Origin of the sequence: Microcoleus sp. MON2_D5 (assembly GCF_036701905.1) — a bacterium.
GTDB lineage: Bacteria > Cyanobacteriota > Cyanobacteriia > Cyanobacteriales > Microcoleaceae > Microcoleus.
This window is the reverse complement of sequence record NZ_JAUBRM010000030.1, coordinates 41,416-56,903: the sequence shown is the minus strand read 5'-3', so window position 1 is coordinate 56,903 and position 15,488 is coordinate 41,416. Positions and strand designations below refer to the sequence as shown.

The 15,488-nt window shown below is 46.8% G+C and carries 17 protein-coding genes; 6 read left to right on the top strand and 11 right to left on the bottom strand.

The window, feature by feature from the left end:
- Positions 1-34: 34 nt before the first annotated feature.
- Positions 35-592, bottom strand: coding sequence for a thioredoxin family protein (locus QUA47_RS13165; RefSeq protein ID WP_006632091.1), 558 nt, complete (start codon positions 590-592; stop codon positions 35-37).
- Positions 593-725: 133 nt separating this feature from the next.
- On the bottom strand, positions 726-1,655 hold the full coding sequence (speB, locus tag QUA47_RS13160) for an agmatinase (RefSeq protein WP_333289277.1): 930 nt from the start codon (positions 1,653-1,655) through the stop codon (positions 726-728).
- Positions 1,656-1,913: 258 nt separating this feature from the next.
- On the opposite strand from speB, the gene QUA47_RS13155 reads away from it, so the two are divergent.
- Positions 1,914-2,828, top strand: a complete 915-nt coding sequence (locus QUA47_RS13155) for an alpha/beta fold hydrolase (protein WP_333431065.1) — start codon at positions 1,914-1,916, stop codon at positions 2,826-2,828.
- A gap of 84 nt (positions 2,829-2,912) precedes the next feature.
- Here QUA47_RS13155 and QUA47_RS13150 read toward each other — a convergent pair whose 3' ends face one another.
- Entirely contained in the window at positions 2,913-3,113 is a 201-nt protein-coding gene (locus tag QUA47_RS13150) for a hypothetical protein (protein WP_333431064.1), read from the bottom strand.
- Positions 3,114-3,178: 65 nt separating this feature from the next.
- On the opposite strand from QUA47_RS13150, the gene QUA47_RS13145 reads away from it, so the two are divergent.
- The 3 genes from QUA47_RS13145 to QUA47_RS13135 all read left to right on the top strand — a co-directional run bounded on the left by QUA47_RS13145 (position 3,179) and on the right by QUA47_RS13135 (position 4,986).
- Positions 3,179-3,316, top strand: a complete 138-nt coding sequence (locus tag QUA47_RS13145) for a hypothetical protein (RefSeq protein WP_158307953.1) — start codon at positions 3,179-3,181, stop codon at positions 3,314-3,316.
- Between the two features lie 122 nt (positions 3,317-3,438).
- Positions 3,439-4,548 carry a DUF4241 domain-containing protein gene (locus tag QUA47_RS13140; protein WP_333431063.1) on the top strand — a complete coding sequence of 370 codons (1,110 nt, stop codon included), beginning with the start codon at positions 3,439-3,441 and terminating at the stop codon, positions 4,546-4,548.
- 15 nt (positions 4,549-4,563) lie between these two features.
- A complete protein-coding gene (locus QUA47_RS13135) occupies positions 4,564-4,986 on the top strand; it encodes a DUF2809 domain-containing protein (RefSeq protein WP_333289264.1) in 423 nt (140 codons plus the stop codon).
- Between the two features lie 170 nt (positions 4,987-5,156).
- On the opposite strand, the gene QUA47_RS13130 is transcribed toward QUA47_RS13135, so the two are convergent.
- The 3 genes from QUA47_RS13130 to QUA47_RS13120 all read right to left on the bottom strand — a co-directional run bounded on the left by QUA47_RS13130 (position 5,157) and on the right by QUA47_RS13120 (position 7,700).
- Entirely contained in the window at positions 5,157-5,585 is a 429-nt protein-coding gene (locus tag QUA47_RS13130) for a DUF202 domain-containing protein (protein WP_190662718.1), read from the bottom strand.
- Positions 5,586-5,805: 220 nt separating this feature from the next.
- Positions 5,806-7,221, bottom strand: coding sequence for an LCP family protein (locus QUA47_RS13125; protein ID WP_333406649.1), 1,416 nt, complete (start codon positions 7,219-7,221; stop codon positions 5,806-5,808).
- Between the two features lie 104 nt (positions 7,222-7,325).
- The gene (locus QUA47_RS13120; protein WP_333431062.1) at positions 7,326-7,700 is read right to left on the bottom strand and encodes a hypothetical protein; all 375 of its coding nucleotides are present in this window, start codon (positions 7,698-7,700) and stop codon (positions 7,326-7,328) included.
- A 243-nt stretch (positions 7,701-7,943) separates the two neighbouring features.
- Between QUA47_RS13120 and rpe the strand changes: the two genes are divergently transcribed.
- Positions 7,944-8,645 (top strand): ribulose-phosphate 3-epimerase, encoded by a 702-nt coding sequence (gene rpe, locus QUA47_RS13115; RefSeq protein ID WP_006632078.1) that lies wholly within the window; start codon positions 7,944-7,946, stop codon positions 8,643-8,645.
- Positions 8,646-8,741: 96 nt separating this feature from the next.
- On the opposite strand, the gene QUA47_RS13110 is transcribed toward rpe, so the two are convergent.
- From QUA47_RS13110 to QUA47_RS13090, 5 genes are all read right to left on the bottom strand, one after another.
- Entirely contained in the window at positions 8,742-9,524 is a 783-nt protein-coding gene (locus QUA47_RS13110) for a DsbA family protein (RefSeq protein ID WP_333431061.1), read from the bottom strand.
- A 419-nt stretch (positions 9,525-9,943) separates the two neighbouring features.
- Positions 9,944-10,456, bottom strand: coding sequence for a hypothetical protein (locus QUA47_RS13105; protein ID WP_333431060.1), 513 nt, complete (start codon positions 10,454-10,456; stop codon positions 9,944-9,946).
- Positions 10,457-10,574: 118 nt separating this feature from the next.
- Complete coding sequence (locus QUA47_RS13100) at positions 10,575-11,018, bottom strand: hypothetical protein (RefSeq protein ID WP_333431059.1); 444 nt, start codon at positions 11,016-11,018, stop codon at positions 10,575-10,577.
- 77 nt (positions 11,019-11,095) lie between these two features.
- The gene (locus tag QUA47_RS13095) at positions 11,096-11,278 is read right to left on the bottom strand and encodes a CsbD family protein (protein ID WP_006632074.1); all 183 of its coding nucleotides are present in this window, start codon (positions 11,276-11,278) and stop codon (positions 11,096-11,098) included.
- Positions 11,279-11,749: 471 nt separating this feature from the next.
- Positions 11,750-11,956: a hypothetical protein gene (locus QUA47_RS13090; protein ID WP_006632073.1), complete on the bottom strand. Its 207-nt coding sequence runs from the start codon at positions 11,954-11,956 to the stop codon at positions 11,750-11,752.
- A 558-nt stretch (positions 11,957-12,514) separates the two neighbouring features.
- On the opposite strand from QUA47_RS13090, the gene urtA reads away from it, so the two are divergent.
- Entirely contained in the window at positions 12,515-15,442 is a 2,928-nt protein-coding gene (urtA, locus tag QUA47_RS13085) for an urea ABC transporter substrate-binding protein (RefSeq protein ID WP_333431058.1), read from the top strand.
- The last annotated feature ends 46 nt before the right edge of the window (positions 15,443-15,488 follow it).

The window sequence follows — 15,488 nt, the reverse complement described above, 5'->3', positions numbered from 1 at the left end:
ATAATTACTGCCGGAACGTTAATTTTAAATCTGCCTATGCTCGCCATTTGACGGAACAGCCTATCGCCTCTGTAGTTGAAGGCTCAACGGGTTGGCTGTTGAGCAATTGGTCGATCGCACTCCGCAAATAAGAAACCTGCACCGCCGCCGGATCGTCGGCGTTGTCGTCAATTAAACCTTTATAGCGCAGTTTGCCGTCTTGGTCTAACAAAAAAACCTCCGGCGTTTTAGAAGCCCCAAAACTTTCAGCCACATCTTGAGCAACATCTCGGATGTACGGGAAGTTGAGTTGATTGTTGGCGGCAAAAGTTTTCATGTTCTCAAAACTGTCGTCGGGATGCTGGTTTGCATCATTAGCATTAATCCCGATTAAAGTAACATCTCGATCTTGAAAATCTGCTTGAAGTTCTTTCATGCGATTGAGATACAACTGCACGTAAGGGCAATGATTGCACATAAATATCACCGCGATCGCCCGAAATTTTTCTAAATATCGAGCTAAATGGTGAACTTCTTCGTCAACTCCCGGCAATTCAAAATCGGGAGCGTAGCCGTTAATGGGAGTACCAGTTGTATCGATTAGTAAACTCATGTTTTCAGGAGGTGAAGAGCAGTATTTGCCAGCATGAAAGATGAAACTGTCAGCACGAGTAAAATTGGCTGTTGTTTGGCTTTAACTTAATTCTAGCCTTGCCAACAGCCTATTGTGATTCGTACTTCGGGATTTATTCCTCGTCTGGCTTTAGCCAACCTTGAGCCAGGGCTTGGTATCCAATAAGTTTGTATGCTAATTTGGCGGCGGTAAATTCTGAGACTACAGAATCTACAATAGGTGCTAATTCCATAATGTCACACCCGATTACTTCGTAGGACTCGAAGATGCGGCGCAAAAATCCGGTGAGGGAATACCAATTTAACCCGCCCGGTTCGGGTGTTCCCACCCCTGGAATTAAAGTCGGATCGATGCCGTCTAAGTCGATCGTCAAAAATACCCGCTTGGTTGTAATGCTGGCAATTGCCCGATCTGCCCAATCCGGTTGAGTAGCGATTTCCCTAGCTCGAATCACGTTTAGCTGTTTTGCTTTAATCAAGTCTGCTTCTTCTTTGCAAATGGCGCGAATCCCGATTTGCAGTGTCGGTAAGCCCATATCGACAATACGTCGCATCACGCAGGCGTGGTTGTGAATCGAGCCTTCGTACTCGTGCCGCAAGTCGCCGTGGGCGTCGATTTGCACGACTGTGAAAGGTTCATCCGGGTATGCTTGGCGATAACCTTCGACAACGCCTGCAGTGATGCTGTGTTCGCCTCCGAGGGAGATGACAAATTTATTTTCGGTAACTAGCTGGTGCACTGCGGCTTGGGTGACTCGCAGCATTTCTGAGGATGAAACCGGTTGGCGGTTGCGGGTATCGGCGATCGGCTCTTGTGTATAAATTCCGACATCGTAGCAAACTTCGGAATCCAATTCTTCGTCGTAGCACTCGAGTTGATGAGAAGCTTCTAGAAGTTTCGCCGGCCCGTTTTCGCACCCCCGGCGGTAAGTGGTTGTAGCTTCGTAGGGAATTGGTAAGATAACTACTTTGGCGGTGTCGTAGTCGGGTACAATTTCCGACCCCAGAAACGGTACGACAGCAGTGGAAATGATCGTTGGCATAAGGGAAATTTCAATAAGGCAAAGAAGTCAGCATCTTTAATCGTGACATACTATCGGCTCTAACTGCAAAGTCAGAAGGAAGAAGGAAGAAGGAAGAAGGAAGAGGGAAGAGGGGAGAGGGAAGGAAGGCTGAGGATTTATGCAGTGGGGGCCATCTCCCCGTGGTTGCCTCGAATTGCGATACGGTTTGTAGTAATGACTTGAGTCCTTTGCAGCCTTGCATTCATCTAAAATCTAAAATCTAAAATCTAAAATCGTATGACATCTTCTACTCCCACTTCGTCAACAGTTGCTGCACCTCAAACTTGGCTGTGGAAAGGCTTTCCCATTTGCTACCAGGCTGCCGGTTCCCAGGGGCCTGCGGTGGTGTTTGTCCACGGTTTTGGTGCGTCTTGGGGCCACTGGCGCAAGAATTTGCCGGCGCTGGCTGCTGATTGTCGCTGTTATGCGATCGACCTCATCGGTTTTGGCGGTTCTGCTAAACCAGCGCCCAAACTTGAGATTGACTATACTTTTGAAACTTGGGGACAGCTAATTGCTGATTTTTGTCGGGAAGTTGCGGGCGGGCCGGCTTTTTTGGTGGGAAATTCGATCGGCTGTGTGGCAATTATGCAAGCCGCTGTGGATTTTCCCGATATTGCTTCTGGCGTAATTTTACTTAATTGTTCCCTGCGGTTGCTGCACGATCGCAAACGCGCCGAATTGCCTTGGTATCGCAGTTTTGGAGCGCCAATTGCACAAAAAATTTTAAATGTCAAGTGGATAAGTCAACTATTTTTTAAACAATTAGCAACGCCAAAAACAGTAAAAAAAGTGCTTTTGCAAGCATATCGCCGTCCTGAAGCTGTCAGCGACGAACTGGTAAATATGCTGCTGGAACCTGCCAAAGACAGCGGCGCAGTGGAAGTATTTGTAGCATTTATCAGTTATTCTCAAGGCCCGCTACCGGAGGATTTGTTGCCGCGTTTGAGCTGTCCGGCTTTGATTTTGTGGGGGACAGATGACCCTTGGGAGCCGATCGCATTGGGGCGAGAATTGGCAAAGTTTCCGGCTGTTGAAAAGTTTATTCCTTTGGAGGGAGTGGGCCATTGTCCCCAGGATGAAGCGCCGGAATTGGTCAATCCTATTTTACTGGATTGGATTAAAGAGCGATCGGCATTTGCAGAAAATTAATTGATTTTATTGGTTATTTGTAAAAAAACATAATACCAGAACCCCGACCAATTCTGCGAAGTCGGGGTTCTAAAAGTCGATATTTTACACGAATATGAAACTATCAGGGGTAAACGGGCCTTGAATTACAGCAATTTGGTCTGACGTACCAGCCAAATTGATGGAGTTACCAACAATATTGTAGTCAGAGAGACTCCCACGTAACTGAATGCGATCGATTCCTTGTTGAAAATCTTGAATCGATGCAAATCCTGCTAGATCCTGCAATACTTGGTCAAACAGCATTCACACTCAGCTTACCTGTGGGCGATCGCGATTAACCTTATAGCAGTGAAGCAGGACGAGTTCTGTTGGCTAAGACTTTGGCTAATTCTAACTTTAAAGTTAACGGTGCGACTGGGGAAGTTAAGTTTTTGCTCAGTGGCGATCGCCACAGCAATGTAATTCTTTTGCAAGTGGTACCAGACACTCAATCCGATACAGGTTAAGATTTTATGCCAGCCTTATCAAGTCCGGTTAAATAGATATAGTTACCCAAGCAATCTTTGATGTTGAACCAAAAATCATATATTAGAGTAGTAAAAATGTTTTATCTAACTGCGATCGCCTCATGTCCCTAAAGGCTCATACCAATTTCCTCGCAGCCTTCGAGCCCAATCAAGTCTACGAATCGCTCACAGAGGGTGGCATAACCAGTGATGTTTTTAAGGCGGGTGACTTAGTTTTACCTTCAGGGCGTATTATTGCTTGCGACCCCGGTTGGCTGTGGTGCAAAGACGTTGACCCGTTTACCAGAACCGTTCCACCAGGGCGCTATCCTGTGTTGCTAAGTGTGGTTGACAGTGGGCGCACTGCCTGTGCGATGGTTAAGTTTTGCTCTGAATCCCCTGTCCGTTGGGAGATGGCTCTGCGTCCAGGTGAGGATTTAACCGAGTTAAGACGGAATCAGTTTTTTGGCTATGGTGTTGATGCGGGAATGGGGTGTTTTGTCGATGCTAAGGTAGTTGAGCGGCGTTCTGATGAAGAATTGCAGGGTCTAGTCGATCGTGCCATTGAACAAAGCTGGCAATTGCATAACTGGCTAGCAGCTCAGGATCTGGTAACTCAATTGACCTACCCATCTCAGCAAATTGTGGATCGGAGTGGCTTCAATCTCACCCTAGACCCCGATAATCTGCCCACTTTCAATCTTACCCTAGACCCTGATACTGGGGGCAATGCGCTCGCCTTTGAAAGTGGAGACGGGGATGGTAGCTATGCCAGTTATTGGGGGTTCACAGCCGATGATGAACTGGCTTGTTTGGTCACTGATTTCCGGGTACTGCTTGAGTACATCACGCAAAATATCGAGATTGAAGAAGTTACAAGGTTCCTAGAAAAATCCATAGAGCATCCTGACTTGGAGCAGCTTGAGATGGCTATAAGACTCAGCGTTCATCGCCCAAGTTGGGTTCAGCTTAGTGAGGATTCCCTCAACGATCAACCCAGCAACCCAGATTGCATCGTGGTTTTGGAAGGACAGGGGCGCCAGCCCTGGAGCGTCGATTTAGAGCCGGGCGGTCGATATTCCGGCTGTCGTATCATGTCTTCAGAATGGATAGAAGAGGATAGGTGGTACAGAGAATATTGGTTCAATGAGCCGTTGCAAGCCAATGCAGTATTGAAGATGACAGTTAATTCTGAGGTTTATCCACTTCAACCTGTGACAACAAATGCGTGATTGTCCCCGGAATCAATGACTTCCCCAATTTCTCCCGATCGCCGTTTTTTAAAATATCGAATTGCCCTGCTCATCAGTATAATCGTGATTATCCCTTTAGGTTACGTAGTGAGATTTTCTCGCGGCCCTGCACCGGAATGGTTCAACGACTTTTTTGGGAGCATAGCCTATGAGGTATTTTGGATTTTGCTGGTAGTTCTGATCTTGCCGCGATTTTCGCAAATTAGGGCGGCTGTAGCTGTGTGTCTAGCTACCTGCGGAGTAGAGTTTCTCCAACTGTGGACACCTCCGTTTTTACAAGCAATGCGAGCTACTTTACCCGGAAGGCTGATTTTGGGAAATCACTTTACTTGGTCAGATTTTATCTCTTATTTTGTGGGGAGTTTTTTAGGTTGGTTGTGGGTGCGATGGCTTCATTTCACTTGCTTCCGCTTGTAAGTTGTACTGCATTTAAATTGTATATTTCCCTGACCCGAGCCAAAATCGTCACATCCTCTCCCCATCGGACTCTATCCCCATCTCTCGAACGCCATAGACAATCTTGATGCACAAAAGCGTAATGATATGGTTGCGATTATTTTCACTCAATTCTAAGCGATCTGGTTAACTTAGAATTGAGAGTTTTTAGGAGTTGAAGTGGGAGCTATATTTCCGCGATCTCGCCATAGCAACAACGGAATGCTTAACGTTCCTAAAATCATCACAGTTCCAGTCAATATCCAAACTAGCACACGATTTGGGCGATAATCACCTCGCTCAATTTGCCAGAATACTCGATTATAACGCCATGCTGCTAAGGCAATCACCGCAATCCCCAAAACGACCAGACTCAGCCCTAAAGTTTCGGAGTTGAAGAAGGGAGGGGAGGAAACTTCTTGCTGAGTCACTGTAGCTTGAAATTGGCGGAGAAATAAACTGAACCGACTGATCGCAAACCCAAAACCAATTAAAGCGAGTGAAGTTCGTAGCCATGCAAGAAACGTGCGTTCATTTGCCTGATGTTCCCGCTGTCGGTCTATTTTAGCACCCTTGTTCATCAACGCTACCTTTATAAAATATCTTAAGCTTTCCCTCGTTGATTATTGTTTCAGTTGAGATTGCGGAGGGAAGTATCGCTATTGCGATCGTGATTCATCATCACCAAAAAATATAGTATCAGTAAATCGACAAAAAAGCGATCGCCTCCATCTCTACCAACAGAAAATAAGAGGACACAGCATTGCTGTGTCCCTACAAATACCCCAGTTATAATCCAGTTTAAAAAGACTTAGCCGCACCGCCGGACTGATCCTTTTTCTCCAACCAATCCTGACCCAATCTGATTGTCACATCCGACTGCAAAGAACCGGTACTCTCAACCAACACATCTCCAAAACCCAAAAACTGGCGAATTGCTTGAGCACCTTTAATATCGCCCTGTTGAGCTACTAGAGTAGTTACCTCCAGCGGTTCGGGCCAAGCTTTATAAACCTGAACATTCCGATAACCGGCTTGAGTCAAATTATTGACAAAAGCTTCAACAGCCGATGGATCTCCGGTAGCATCTTGAATCGCCACCTTCAGAAAAGTCGAATCAGCATTCTCAATTTGCCAAGTATTTTGGCCGAAGTCAAAATGTTCTGCCACCAGAGTTTCGATGCCATATTGGTCTGGCAACCAAAAACTTGACTTGTAGTCCTTAGAATCGCTAAATTTACCGGGAACCATCAACATCTGCACGCCCGCGCGATCGGTTTGAGTAGCAAAACCAGCCAAAGCCACCAATTCTTCTATACTCAAATTCGTGTCAAGGTGAGATTGAATCACCGACAAAATCTTCGGTAGTCGAGACAGCAAACCTACATTAACTTCCTGTTCCACAAAAGCCCGCATCAACAATTGTTGGCGCTGCACCCGCCCGATATCGCCCAAATCGTCGTGCCGGTAAAGCAAATATTGCACGATTTGTTCGCCGTTTAGTTTCTGCTTGCCCGCCTTTAAATCTATATATAAATGCTGGCTTTCATCGGTATACTTCATGTCTTTAGGGACATTAATAGTAATGCCACCAAGGGCATCTACCAAACTCTTTATGCCATGAATATTAACTGTGACATAGCGGTCAATTCCCACACCGCCCAGGAGTCCGCTGACTGACTTCGCTGACGAAGCCGGGCCACCGTAGTAATTAGCTTCGTTGATTTTCACCTCGCCCCTGCCTTCAACATAGGTGCGGGTGTCTCGCGGAATGGAAAGCACGCTTAACTTTTTATTTTGAGGGTCAAACCTAACCAACAGCATGGTATCGGTTAAGCCCTTAAATGAGTTTTCCCAAACCTCGTATCCGACTTGTTTGTTGGCACTTCCTTCGATGTCAGAGGTCAGAACTTTAAGTCCTAAAACTAAAATATTAACTGGGCGAGTCAGCTCGGGCATCTTCATGCTGAGCTTTGCCATGTCGCCTTGAGAAAACACCGCCGCTTCTTCAGGGCTCAACTTTTGTTGCTGAAGCGGCGTTGTAGAAAGGGAGACGGCTAGCAATGCTCCGGCTGTGGCTGAGAGCATGGCTACTCCAGCCAAACCAAAACCAAAACCCAGCCAGCGGCCTCGATGGGGCTGGGGAGATTTTTTGGTTGCAGGTTGAGCAGTTGATTGTTGGATAGGGTCTTGATTAGGAATTTTTTGAGCTGGCACTGGCTTCCTCACACACAACAAAAATAAAAAAGATAATGGCAATATGTAGTATCAAGCTGAAGACGCAATCAATCAATAGGGTAGGAGCTTAAAATAACCCTAAATTATGATAAATGTTTGCCTACTACTTGCTCGGCTACGCGACTAATTCCGGGCAACCATAGCGGTTGACGCTTCCAGAGGCGAATCATCAGTCCCAGAGCAACGATGAAATAGCTGGTTGTTAGCAGGCTACTCATTAATAACATGGGAAGTGTCGGAGATTCCGCAGAAATCGCTCCAGCTTCTAAAAGAATATGTCCTAAGAGCCAACTAAAAGCAAGGGCAATTGCCAAGCGGCTGACGGCTTTGCGTTCGGGACTACCCTGACGGCGGTAAAGAGTCCACAGGGCGGGGAAAAAGCCGATGACTGGGATCATTAATACAAACAGACTGGCACGATCGAGTTCAGGATTTTCTAAGGGATCTGTATTTTTCATAATTCGCTACTCAAAATTTGCAGAAGGTCGCATTTTGCACAAAAGTTATTTGTTAGAGGGAAAATTAATATCCTAAACCAAAATTCGGAGAGCTGGGGTGGTGCGATCGCCAAACTTGTCTGTCAGAGGCAAAATTTTTCTGCCCTCCCAATCTCGCGACCGATCGTTGGCAACTTTTCGACCCGGAGACCCGTATTTTGATAAACTGGATACAGCACAGCAGTCAGGAGAACAGACTTAGCCATGACCCAATCCCAAAAACCCATCGTTATTGCTCCATCCATATTATCAGCCGATTTTAGCCGTCTTGGAGAAGAGATTCAGGCTGTCGATCGAGCTGGGGCTGACTGGATTCACGTAGATGTGATGGACGGTCGCTTTGTTCCTAATATTACTATCGGGCCGCTGATTGTTGAGGCAATTCGCCCTGTTACTACCAAGGTGATCGATGTCCACTTGATGATTGTGGAGCCCGAGAAGTACGTCGAGGACTTCGCTAAGGCTGGTGCTGACATTATTTCGGTTCACGCGGAACACAATGCTTCGCCTCACTTGCACCGCACCCTCGGCCAAATTCGGGAATTGGGCAAAATGGCTGGTGTGGTTCTGAATCCTTCGACGCCGCTGGAGTTGATCGAGTACGTGCTGGAACTTTGCGATTTGGTGCTGATTATGAGCGTCAATCCGGGCTTTGGCGGTCAAAGTTTTATCCCGGCTGTTTTGCCGAAAATTCGCCAGTTGCGTAAAATGTGCGACGACAAGGGCCTCGATCCTTGGATTGAGGTAGATGGCGGTTTGAAGGGGAACAATACTTGGCAGGTTCTGGAAGCAGGCGCAAATGCGATCGTCGCTGGTTCTGCTGTGTTTAAGGCGAATGATTACGCAGCCGCGATCGAGGGTATCCGCCACAGCAAGCGTCCGACTCCTGAGTTGGCTGCGGTTTAATCAAAGATTTTTCGAGTTTTTCTGGTTTTTCTCGTTCCCAGCCTGCTTTGGCTGGGAACGATTTTTTAGACTCAGTTTCCAAGAGTCATGAATTTCTTATTTCGAGACAGATGCGAGAATGCTTTCCATCTCAGAAAGCTCGATCGCGCCGGAGAAAGTTTGGCCGTTCATAATAAAAAACGGAGTCCCTTCAATGCCGAGTTGTTGAGCGAGTTGCACGTCTTTCCCAATGGCGGCTTCGGCAGCGGGGCTATTGCGATCGGTGTTGAATTTATCTAATTTTAGATTGAGCTTTTGGGCGATCGATCCGTACAATGGTTCGCCTAACTCTTTCTGCCCTTCAAACAAAGCGCTGTAATATTCCCAGAATTTGCCCTGCTGTTGGGCCGCCCAAGCTGCTTTAGCTGCTGGCAGCGCTTGAGGGTGAATTGAAGTCAAGGGAAAATGCTTGTAAGCTAAAGTAACTTTGTCCTGGTGTTTTGCCATAAACTCCTTGACAGTATCGTGAGCGCGCGCGCAAAACGGACATTGAAAGTCAGAGAATTCTAAAAGTACAATTTGCTGGGAAGCTGAGCCGGTGCTTGGAGAATCCCCGATCGCAGATTTTGGATTAGTTTTCATCTCCTGCAAAAATGACTGCTGCGCTGCTTTAAGAGACTGCTGCTGCTGTTGCTGGTACGCTTGTACCGACTCTATAATTGCTTGCGGGTTTTCGCGGATAATCTGCAATACTTGCTCTTTCAACTTGGGATCGGCTGAATTGCCAGCCGCTGACTGCGCGGGGGAACAACCGATAAATACCAGGCAACTTGCCAGGAGTACAGCCAAGCAGAAAGCTTGCTGGCTGCGGAGTTTTCGCCAAATAGTGGATACGTTCATCTTTTTTTCTGATTCACGGCAACACTTAATCCTACATTTAATTTTGCGGAGTGTCAGGTATACCGCAGTTTACTGTTGTGCAGCTATTTTTAGCTTTGAGCAATAATTAATAATTCGTAATCGGTAATTGGCAAGGTTTTTTACTTACCCGAACAGCTACGACCCCAATAATTAAGATTTAAACAATCGGGATTTAGTATTATAATATTATGTTACGTTGAACGACCGCCATCAAAGATGCTGGTAGTGAGGACTAAAGTTTGAGTGAGTTTTATGATGACTAAAATCCTCCCTAAAAACGCGATCGCAGTTATTTTACTACAAGACTAAATATAAAAGATAAAAGGGCGATCGCCAGAGCGATCGTCCTTTCATATACTGCACGTATTATCAGCTTTTAAACGGGTCTGAATCCGAGACTATTTGCGGTTGTTGAGCCATTTAGCAGCAACTATTCCCAAAATACCCGCAACAACTGGATTGCCCAAAAACTTCATCAAACTCGGCTGTTCTGCCAGCACTTCTTGGAAAATATCCGGGTGAGTGTGATAGGTAAACGAAGCCAGCTTGGTAACATCGTCAGCATTCATGCGGCTGGCGTGGTGGGTAGAAAGTCCTAGCTGCTTTTCCAATGTGCGATCGTCCAATCCTCTCTTCCCCAAATGCTTGAAGAATTCCCGCGCCACCTCGTCGCGTTCGTTGGGCTTAATTTGGGCGATCGCCTTTTGCAATTCCGGTTCCAACTGAGCCGGCGGGAGGGAGTCGTGATTCAGAGAACGCCCGAATAATTGTTTGCGCTGAGCGGGCGAAGTTCTCTGAGCAAAATCGTCAAAGTTTTCGTAATCTTCACCAGTTGTCTCCGGCATCATTTCTCGATCGCCCTGGGCTAAATCGTTCATGATTTGACGCTTGTAATTATCGCTGCTACTCATGGTAACTTTTTTCCAATCTACACAACATTTCAGTCTTAAATTGAGATTGTTTCGCCTTCAAAAAACTGCGGAAAATATTAAACCGCCACGCGGCTATCATTTAAGCTTGCTAACCAGGTCAAGACTTGTATTCAATCTGATTTGATTGCTGATCGTACTTAGCAGTCAAAATCAACTTTTTGTCAGGAGCGTAAACCAAAACACTTACATCCTGATTTGGGAAATTGCGGTGAAAACCTTGTGCTAACGATTTCGCCAAATCTTTCACTTCAGTGGGGCGAACTTGCGGGGTAATTACAACTCCCAACTTGTTATTGTCGCGCACGTAAGCATCCTGAACCAGGCCCTGAGCCGTCAATGTTACCCATTTACCAAAATCTTGACCGGCGGCGGTATTGCCACGTTCTAGCTGCGCGTAATAACCCTGACTGCCACCACTTGCTACAGGTACATCAGTCGGTTTTTGGGTTGAAACGCTGGGCGCGCAGGCAGTCGTAACAGCCAGCATTAAAACCAAGAGTAAGCCCGCAATTATTTTGCGACTCTGCTGCAATAAACTCACCTTTTTTCCTCCGTTCAGAAAACATTTGGCATACTTGAAAGGGTCAGGTTGCTCGACCCTCTCAATTAGTATTAGGCTTAGTCTAGTTTCTTTTTGAGCTCATCTTTTACATCTTCGATCGCATGACCAGCTTCAGCTTTTGCCTGCTTGGCTTTGCCTTCTGCTTTATCCTTCGGGTCACCAGTAACATTGCCCAAGGCTTCTTGAGCAGCGCCTGCGATGTTGTTGCCAGTTGCCTTTGCTCTATCTTCAGTGCTCATGGGTTTCTCCCTATGTGTATCTAATCAGACATTTTTTACTTACTAAACTCATCATAGGTAACTAGGAGCTGCGTTGCACTCTACCTCTAGGAAGAAACAATGAAGAGGGAACATGAAAGATGGAAAAATTATTTTTCACTTTTAGACGCACTGCCACTTTCATACTTAACCTTACCGGCTTTTTTTTACCGTTTCTGCTGGCTGCAATCAAGTATTTTGTAAAAAACGGTAGTGGTGCAAGAGTTAGGATTTTGGCTTCCTCAATCCCTACACAGATAGGGTTAGATTGAGTTTCCTCATTACTTATGCAGGACTACCTAAAAAACTGCTGGAGGGTCGCCTGTGCGTCCAAGACTATTTTTTTTAACCCAAAAGAATTTATAATTTTTAAATTATATTTAATTCTGCCTTAAAAAGGCGGGTGTGGGCAAGACCGCATCTTACCCACACCAGAAAAAAAACCTATTAGTTTTAATCTACCTTGTGATGACATTCTTCATCTATTCTGTGCTGAAGTTCTTCTTTCAACTGTTCGACAGCGCGCATAGTTTGAGCATCTTCTTGTTTTTGCTGACCGAGGGCTTTTTCTGTTGCCTCCCCGAGCAATACTTCCCTGGATTTGGGTAGCGTGACTTGATTTTCGCTGCCAGGGTGGGTCGCGTTTTCTTGACTATTCATTAGTTTTTCCCTTATTGTTTGCAAAATTTATTTTTAACAAGGGTACTTAGAAGTTAACCTTATATTGATCATAAGGGAAATCACGAAGACTTCCCTCTGTCTGAAGGGAGATAGGGGCTGGTGAAGAGTTTTGAGTTTTGAGTTTTATAGTTAAGATAAATTACGGAAACTTCCATTAGCCCCAAAGGAAATAGGGGAAGGGGAATGGTGCGTGAGATTGCTTGGTGAGTCGCAAGGCACGGGCAGTGAATGAGTTGGGGAAATGGGAGGAGGGGATAATTTTTCTGCGGCGCGATCGCCATAAGTACCTTTTGTGGTTTGTTTGATGAGGCTGTTTCGAGATCCGTAAAAGATGAAGAGAGAAATAGGCGACAGATTTAGTGCAGACTTAAGTCAGATGTAGAGCAGTTTGACCGTTAAAATCAACACGGTGCCGCAATTGGCAAGTTGTGTGACGCTCGGGTTAAATAATCTGCTAAACAAGACTTAGCCTCAAGGCTAACTTCCTGCCGGAGCCAACTAAAATTTCTGTTATTAGTAAAAAGTATCTAAAACCCTATGGGAGCAAGGAGCAGTAACCCCCTCGAAGCAGCCGGCCCGACTCGTAAGCCGATCAAAATAGGCGTGTTGCATTCGCTGACGGGCACGATGTCCATCAGCGAAATTTCTGTTAAAGATGCGACGCTGTTGGCTGTTGAGGAAATTAATGCGGCGGGAGGGGTGCTCGGACGCCCCTTGGAAGCGGTTATAGAAGATGGAGCCAGCGATTTGCAGACTTTTGCTCAAAAAGCTAAGCAATTGCTCTTAGAAGCGCAGGTGGCGGCGGTATTTGGCTGTTGGACTTCGGCGAGCCGCAAAGCTGTACTGCCTGCTTTCGAGCAGGGCCAAGGGTTGCTGTTCTATCCGGTGCAGTATGAAGGGCTAGAACAGTGTCCGAATATTTTCTACACTGGTGCTGCCCCGAACCAACAGATTGTGCCTGGGGTGAATTACTTGCTGGCACAGGGGAAGCGGAAAATTTTCCTGTTGGGTTCGGACTATCTCTTTCCCCGGACGGCAAATCGGATTGTGAAAGCTCAACTGGCGGCACAGGGGGGAGAGTTGGCGGGGGAAGTGTATCTGCCGCTGGGATCGACAGAAGTGGGCGAGGCGATCGCACATATCTTAGCAGTGAAACCGGATGCTATTCTCAACACTCTCAACGGGGACAGCAATGTGGCTTTTTTCCTTCATCTGCGGGAAGCTGGCATAAAACCCGAGGATTTGCCCGTGCTGTCGGTCAGCGTAGCAGAAGAAGAAGTGCGGGCGATCGGGCCGTCCAATATTGCTGGACATTTGGTGGTTTGGAACTATTTTCAAACGGTGGATACACCGGAAAATCGTAAATTTGTCAAGGCTTATAAAGCCCGATACGGGGAAAATCGAGTCACCGATGACCCGATCGAAGCGGCTTATTTGGGCGTTTACCTGTGGAAGCAAGCAGTAGAAAAAGCTGGTTCGACAGATGCGGTTAAAGTTAGGGCGGCTGCTAAAAATATTGAGTTTGCAGCGCCCTCGGGCAAGGTAAAAATAGATGGCCAAACTCAGCATATCTGGAAAACAGTGAGGATTGGCAAGGTGAGGGCAGACGGTCAAATTGAGGAGATTTGGAATTCCGGCGCACCGGTGCAGCCAGATCCTTTTCTCAGGGGCTATCCTTGGGCGGCGGCACTTGCTACGAGGGGGATTTCTCTGGGAACTCGGGCGTCTTTGAGCGGGCTGTTTGTCATCTTGGTACTGATAACTTGGATGGCGGTGGGAGTCGGGTGGATGGGTTCTGTGGATATGAAGAACTATTTGCTGGCAATAGAGGCTGCCTCAGATCCGGCGGCGGGGGTTTCTGAGGCAGCAAAGGCGGTGCTGGTGCAGCAAACTCTCTTTGTGGCGAGTCGAACTCAGCACTGGCTGATGGGGGCTTTGGTTTTGAGTTTGATCGCGGGGACAGTGGGTTTTGTGTCGGTGTCGGCAATTATTCGGAATCTCGGCTTGCTGCGGGAAACTGCCGAACAGATGGCGAGCGGTGATTTGACGGCTCGCTCGCCTGTTGTTTCTAATGACGCGATCGGGGTGCTATCTTCTACTCTCAATACCATGGCTCAGCAAATTAACAGTTTACTCAACGGTTTGGAAGTGCGGCAGCGACAGCTAGAGGAACGATCGGAGGAATTGGAAGTTGCTAAGAATGCTGCCGAAGCTGCCAACCGGGCGAAAAGCACTTTTTTGGCAAATATGACTCACGAGTTGCGGACGCCCTTGAATGCGATTATTGGGTACAGCGAGCTGCTGCAAGAAGAGGCTCTGGAACTCGGCGAAGAAGAGTTTGTGATGGATTTGGCAAGCATTAATATGGCAGGCAAGCAGTTGCTCAACATTATTAGTGACATCCTGGATATTTCTAAAATTGAAGCAGGAAAGATGACTCTTTTCTTGGAGACTTTTGATGTGTTGAATTTGCTGGAGCAGGTTGTCACTACTGTTCAACCCCAGCTAGCGAAAAATGGCAATACTTTGATTGTCAATTGCGAGCGCAATATTGGCACGATATACTCCGATTTGTCAAAGCTGCGGCAAGCGCTGTTGAATTTGGTGACCAATGCTACTAAGTTTACCGATCGAGGCAAAATTACGATTAATGTTTGGAAAGAAGAAGGGGAGGTTTTGCCGATCGGCAATTCCGAAGAAGTCTCGGCAGATCCTTCTCGGTGTCCACAGCCTTCGATCGTCTTTCAAGTAACCGATACTGGCATCGGCATGACTGAGGATCAGGTGTCGAGGCTGTTCGGAGCTTTCGCTCAAGCGGACAATTCTACTACCCGCAAATACGGCGGCACCGGTTTGGGGCTGACAATTAGCCGGAAATTTTGCCAGATGATGGGCGGAGACATTACCGTTGAGAGCGAATTTAATTGCGGTTCTAGTTTTACGATCCGGTTGCCGATTGCGGTTACAAGCCCGAAAGAACCGCAGGACGATCGAGAAATCCCAGAAATTGAGGCCGAGCCTTCCCAGGATTTAGACACGAGTGCAGAAACGACTGAAGCGAAGCAAAAAGCAATGCGATCACAACCGCTGGATCTGCCGGATGCTGCTACTGTGCTGGTGATTGACGACGATCCGGACGCGCGGGATTTGATGACTCGCTGCTTGTCGAAACAGGGATTTCGGGTGCGATCGTCGGCTAGCGGTCAAGGGGGGCTTCTGTTGGCTAAGGAGTTGCTGCCGGACGCGATTATTCTGGACGTAATGATGCCAAGTATGGACGGCTGGGCGGTGCTGTCGGCGTTGAAAGCCGATCGAGATTTGGTTGATATTCCAGTGATTATGATAACTTTTTTGGACGACCAAAATCAGGGTTGGGAATTGGGAGTGGCGGAGTATGTGAGGAAGCCTGTGGATTACAAGCGCTTTGCTGCTTTATTGAGTAAATATCAGGGTATCGAGAAGTAGTTAGTTGACTGTTGGTACTGGTTATTAGTTATTAGTTATTAGTTAT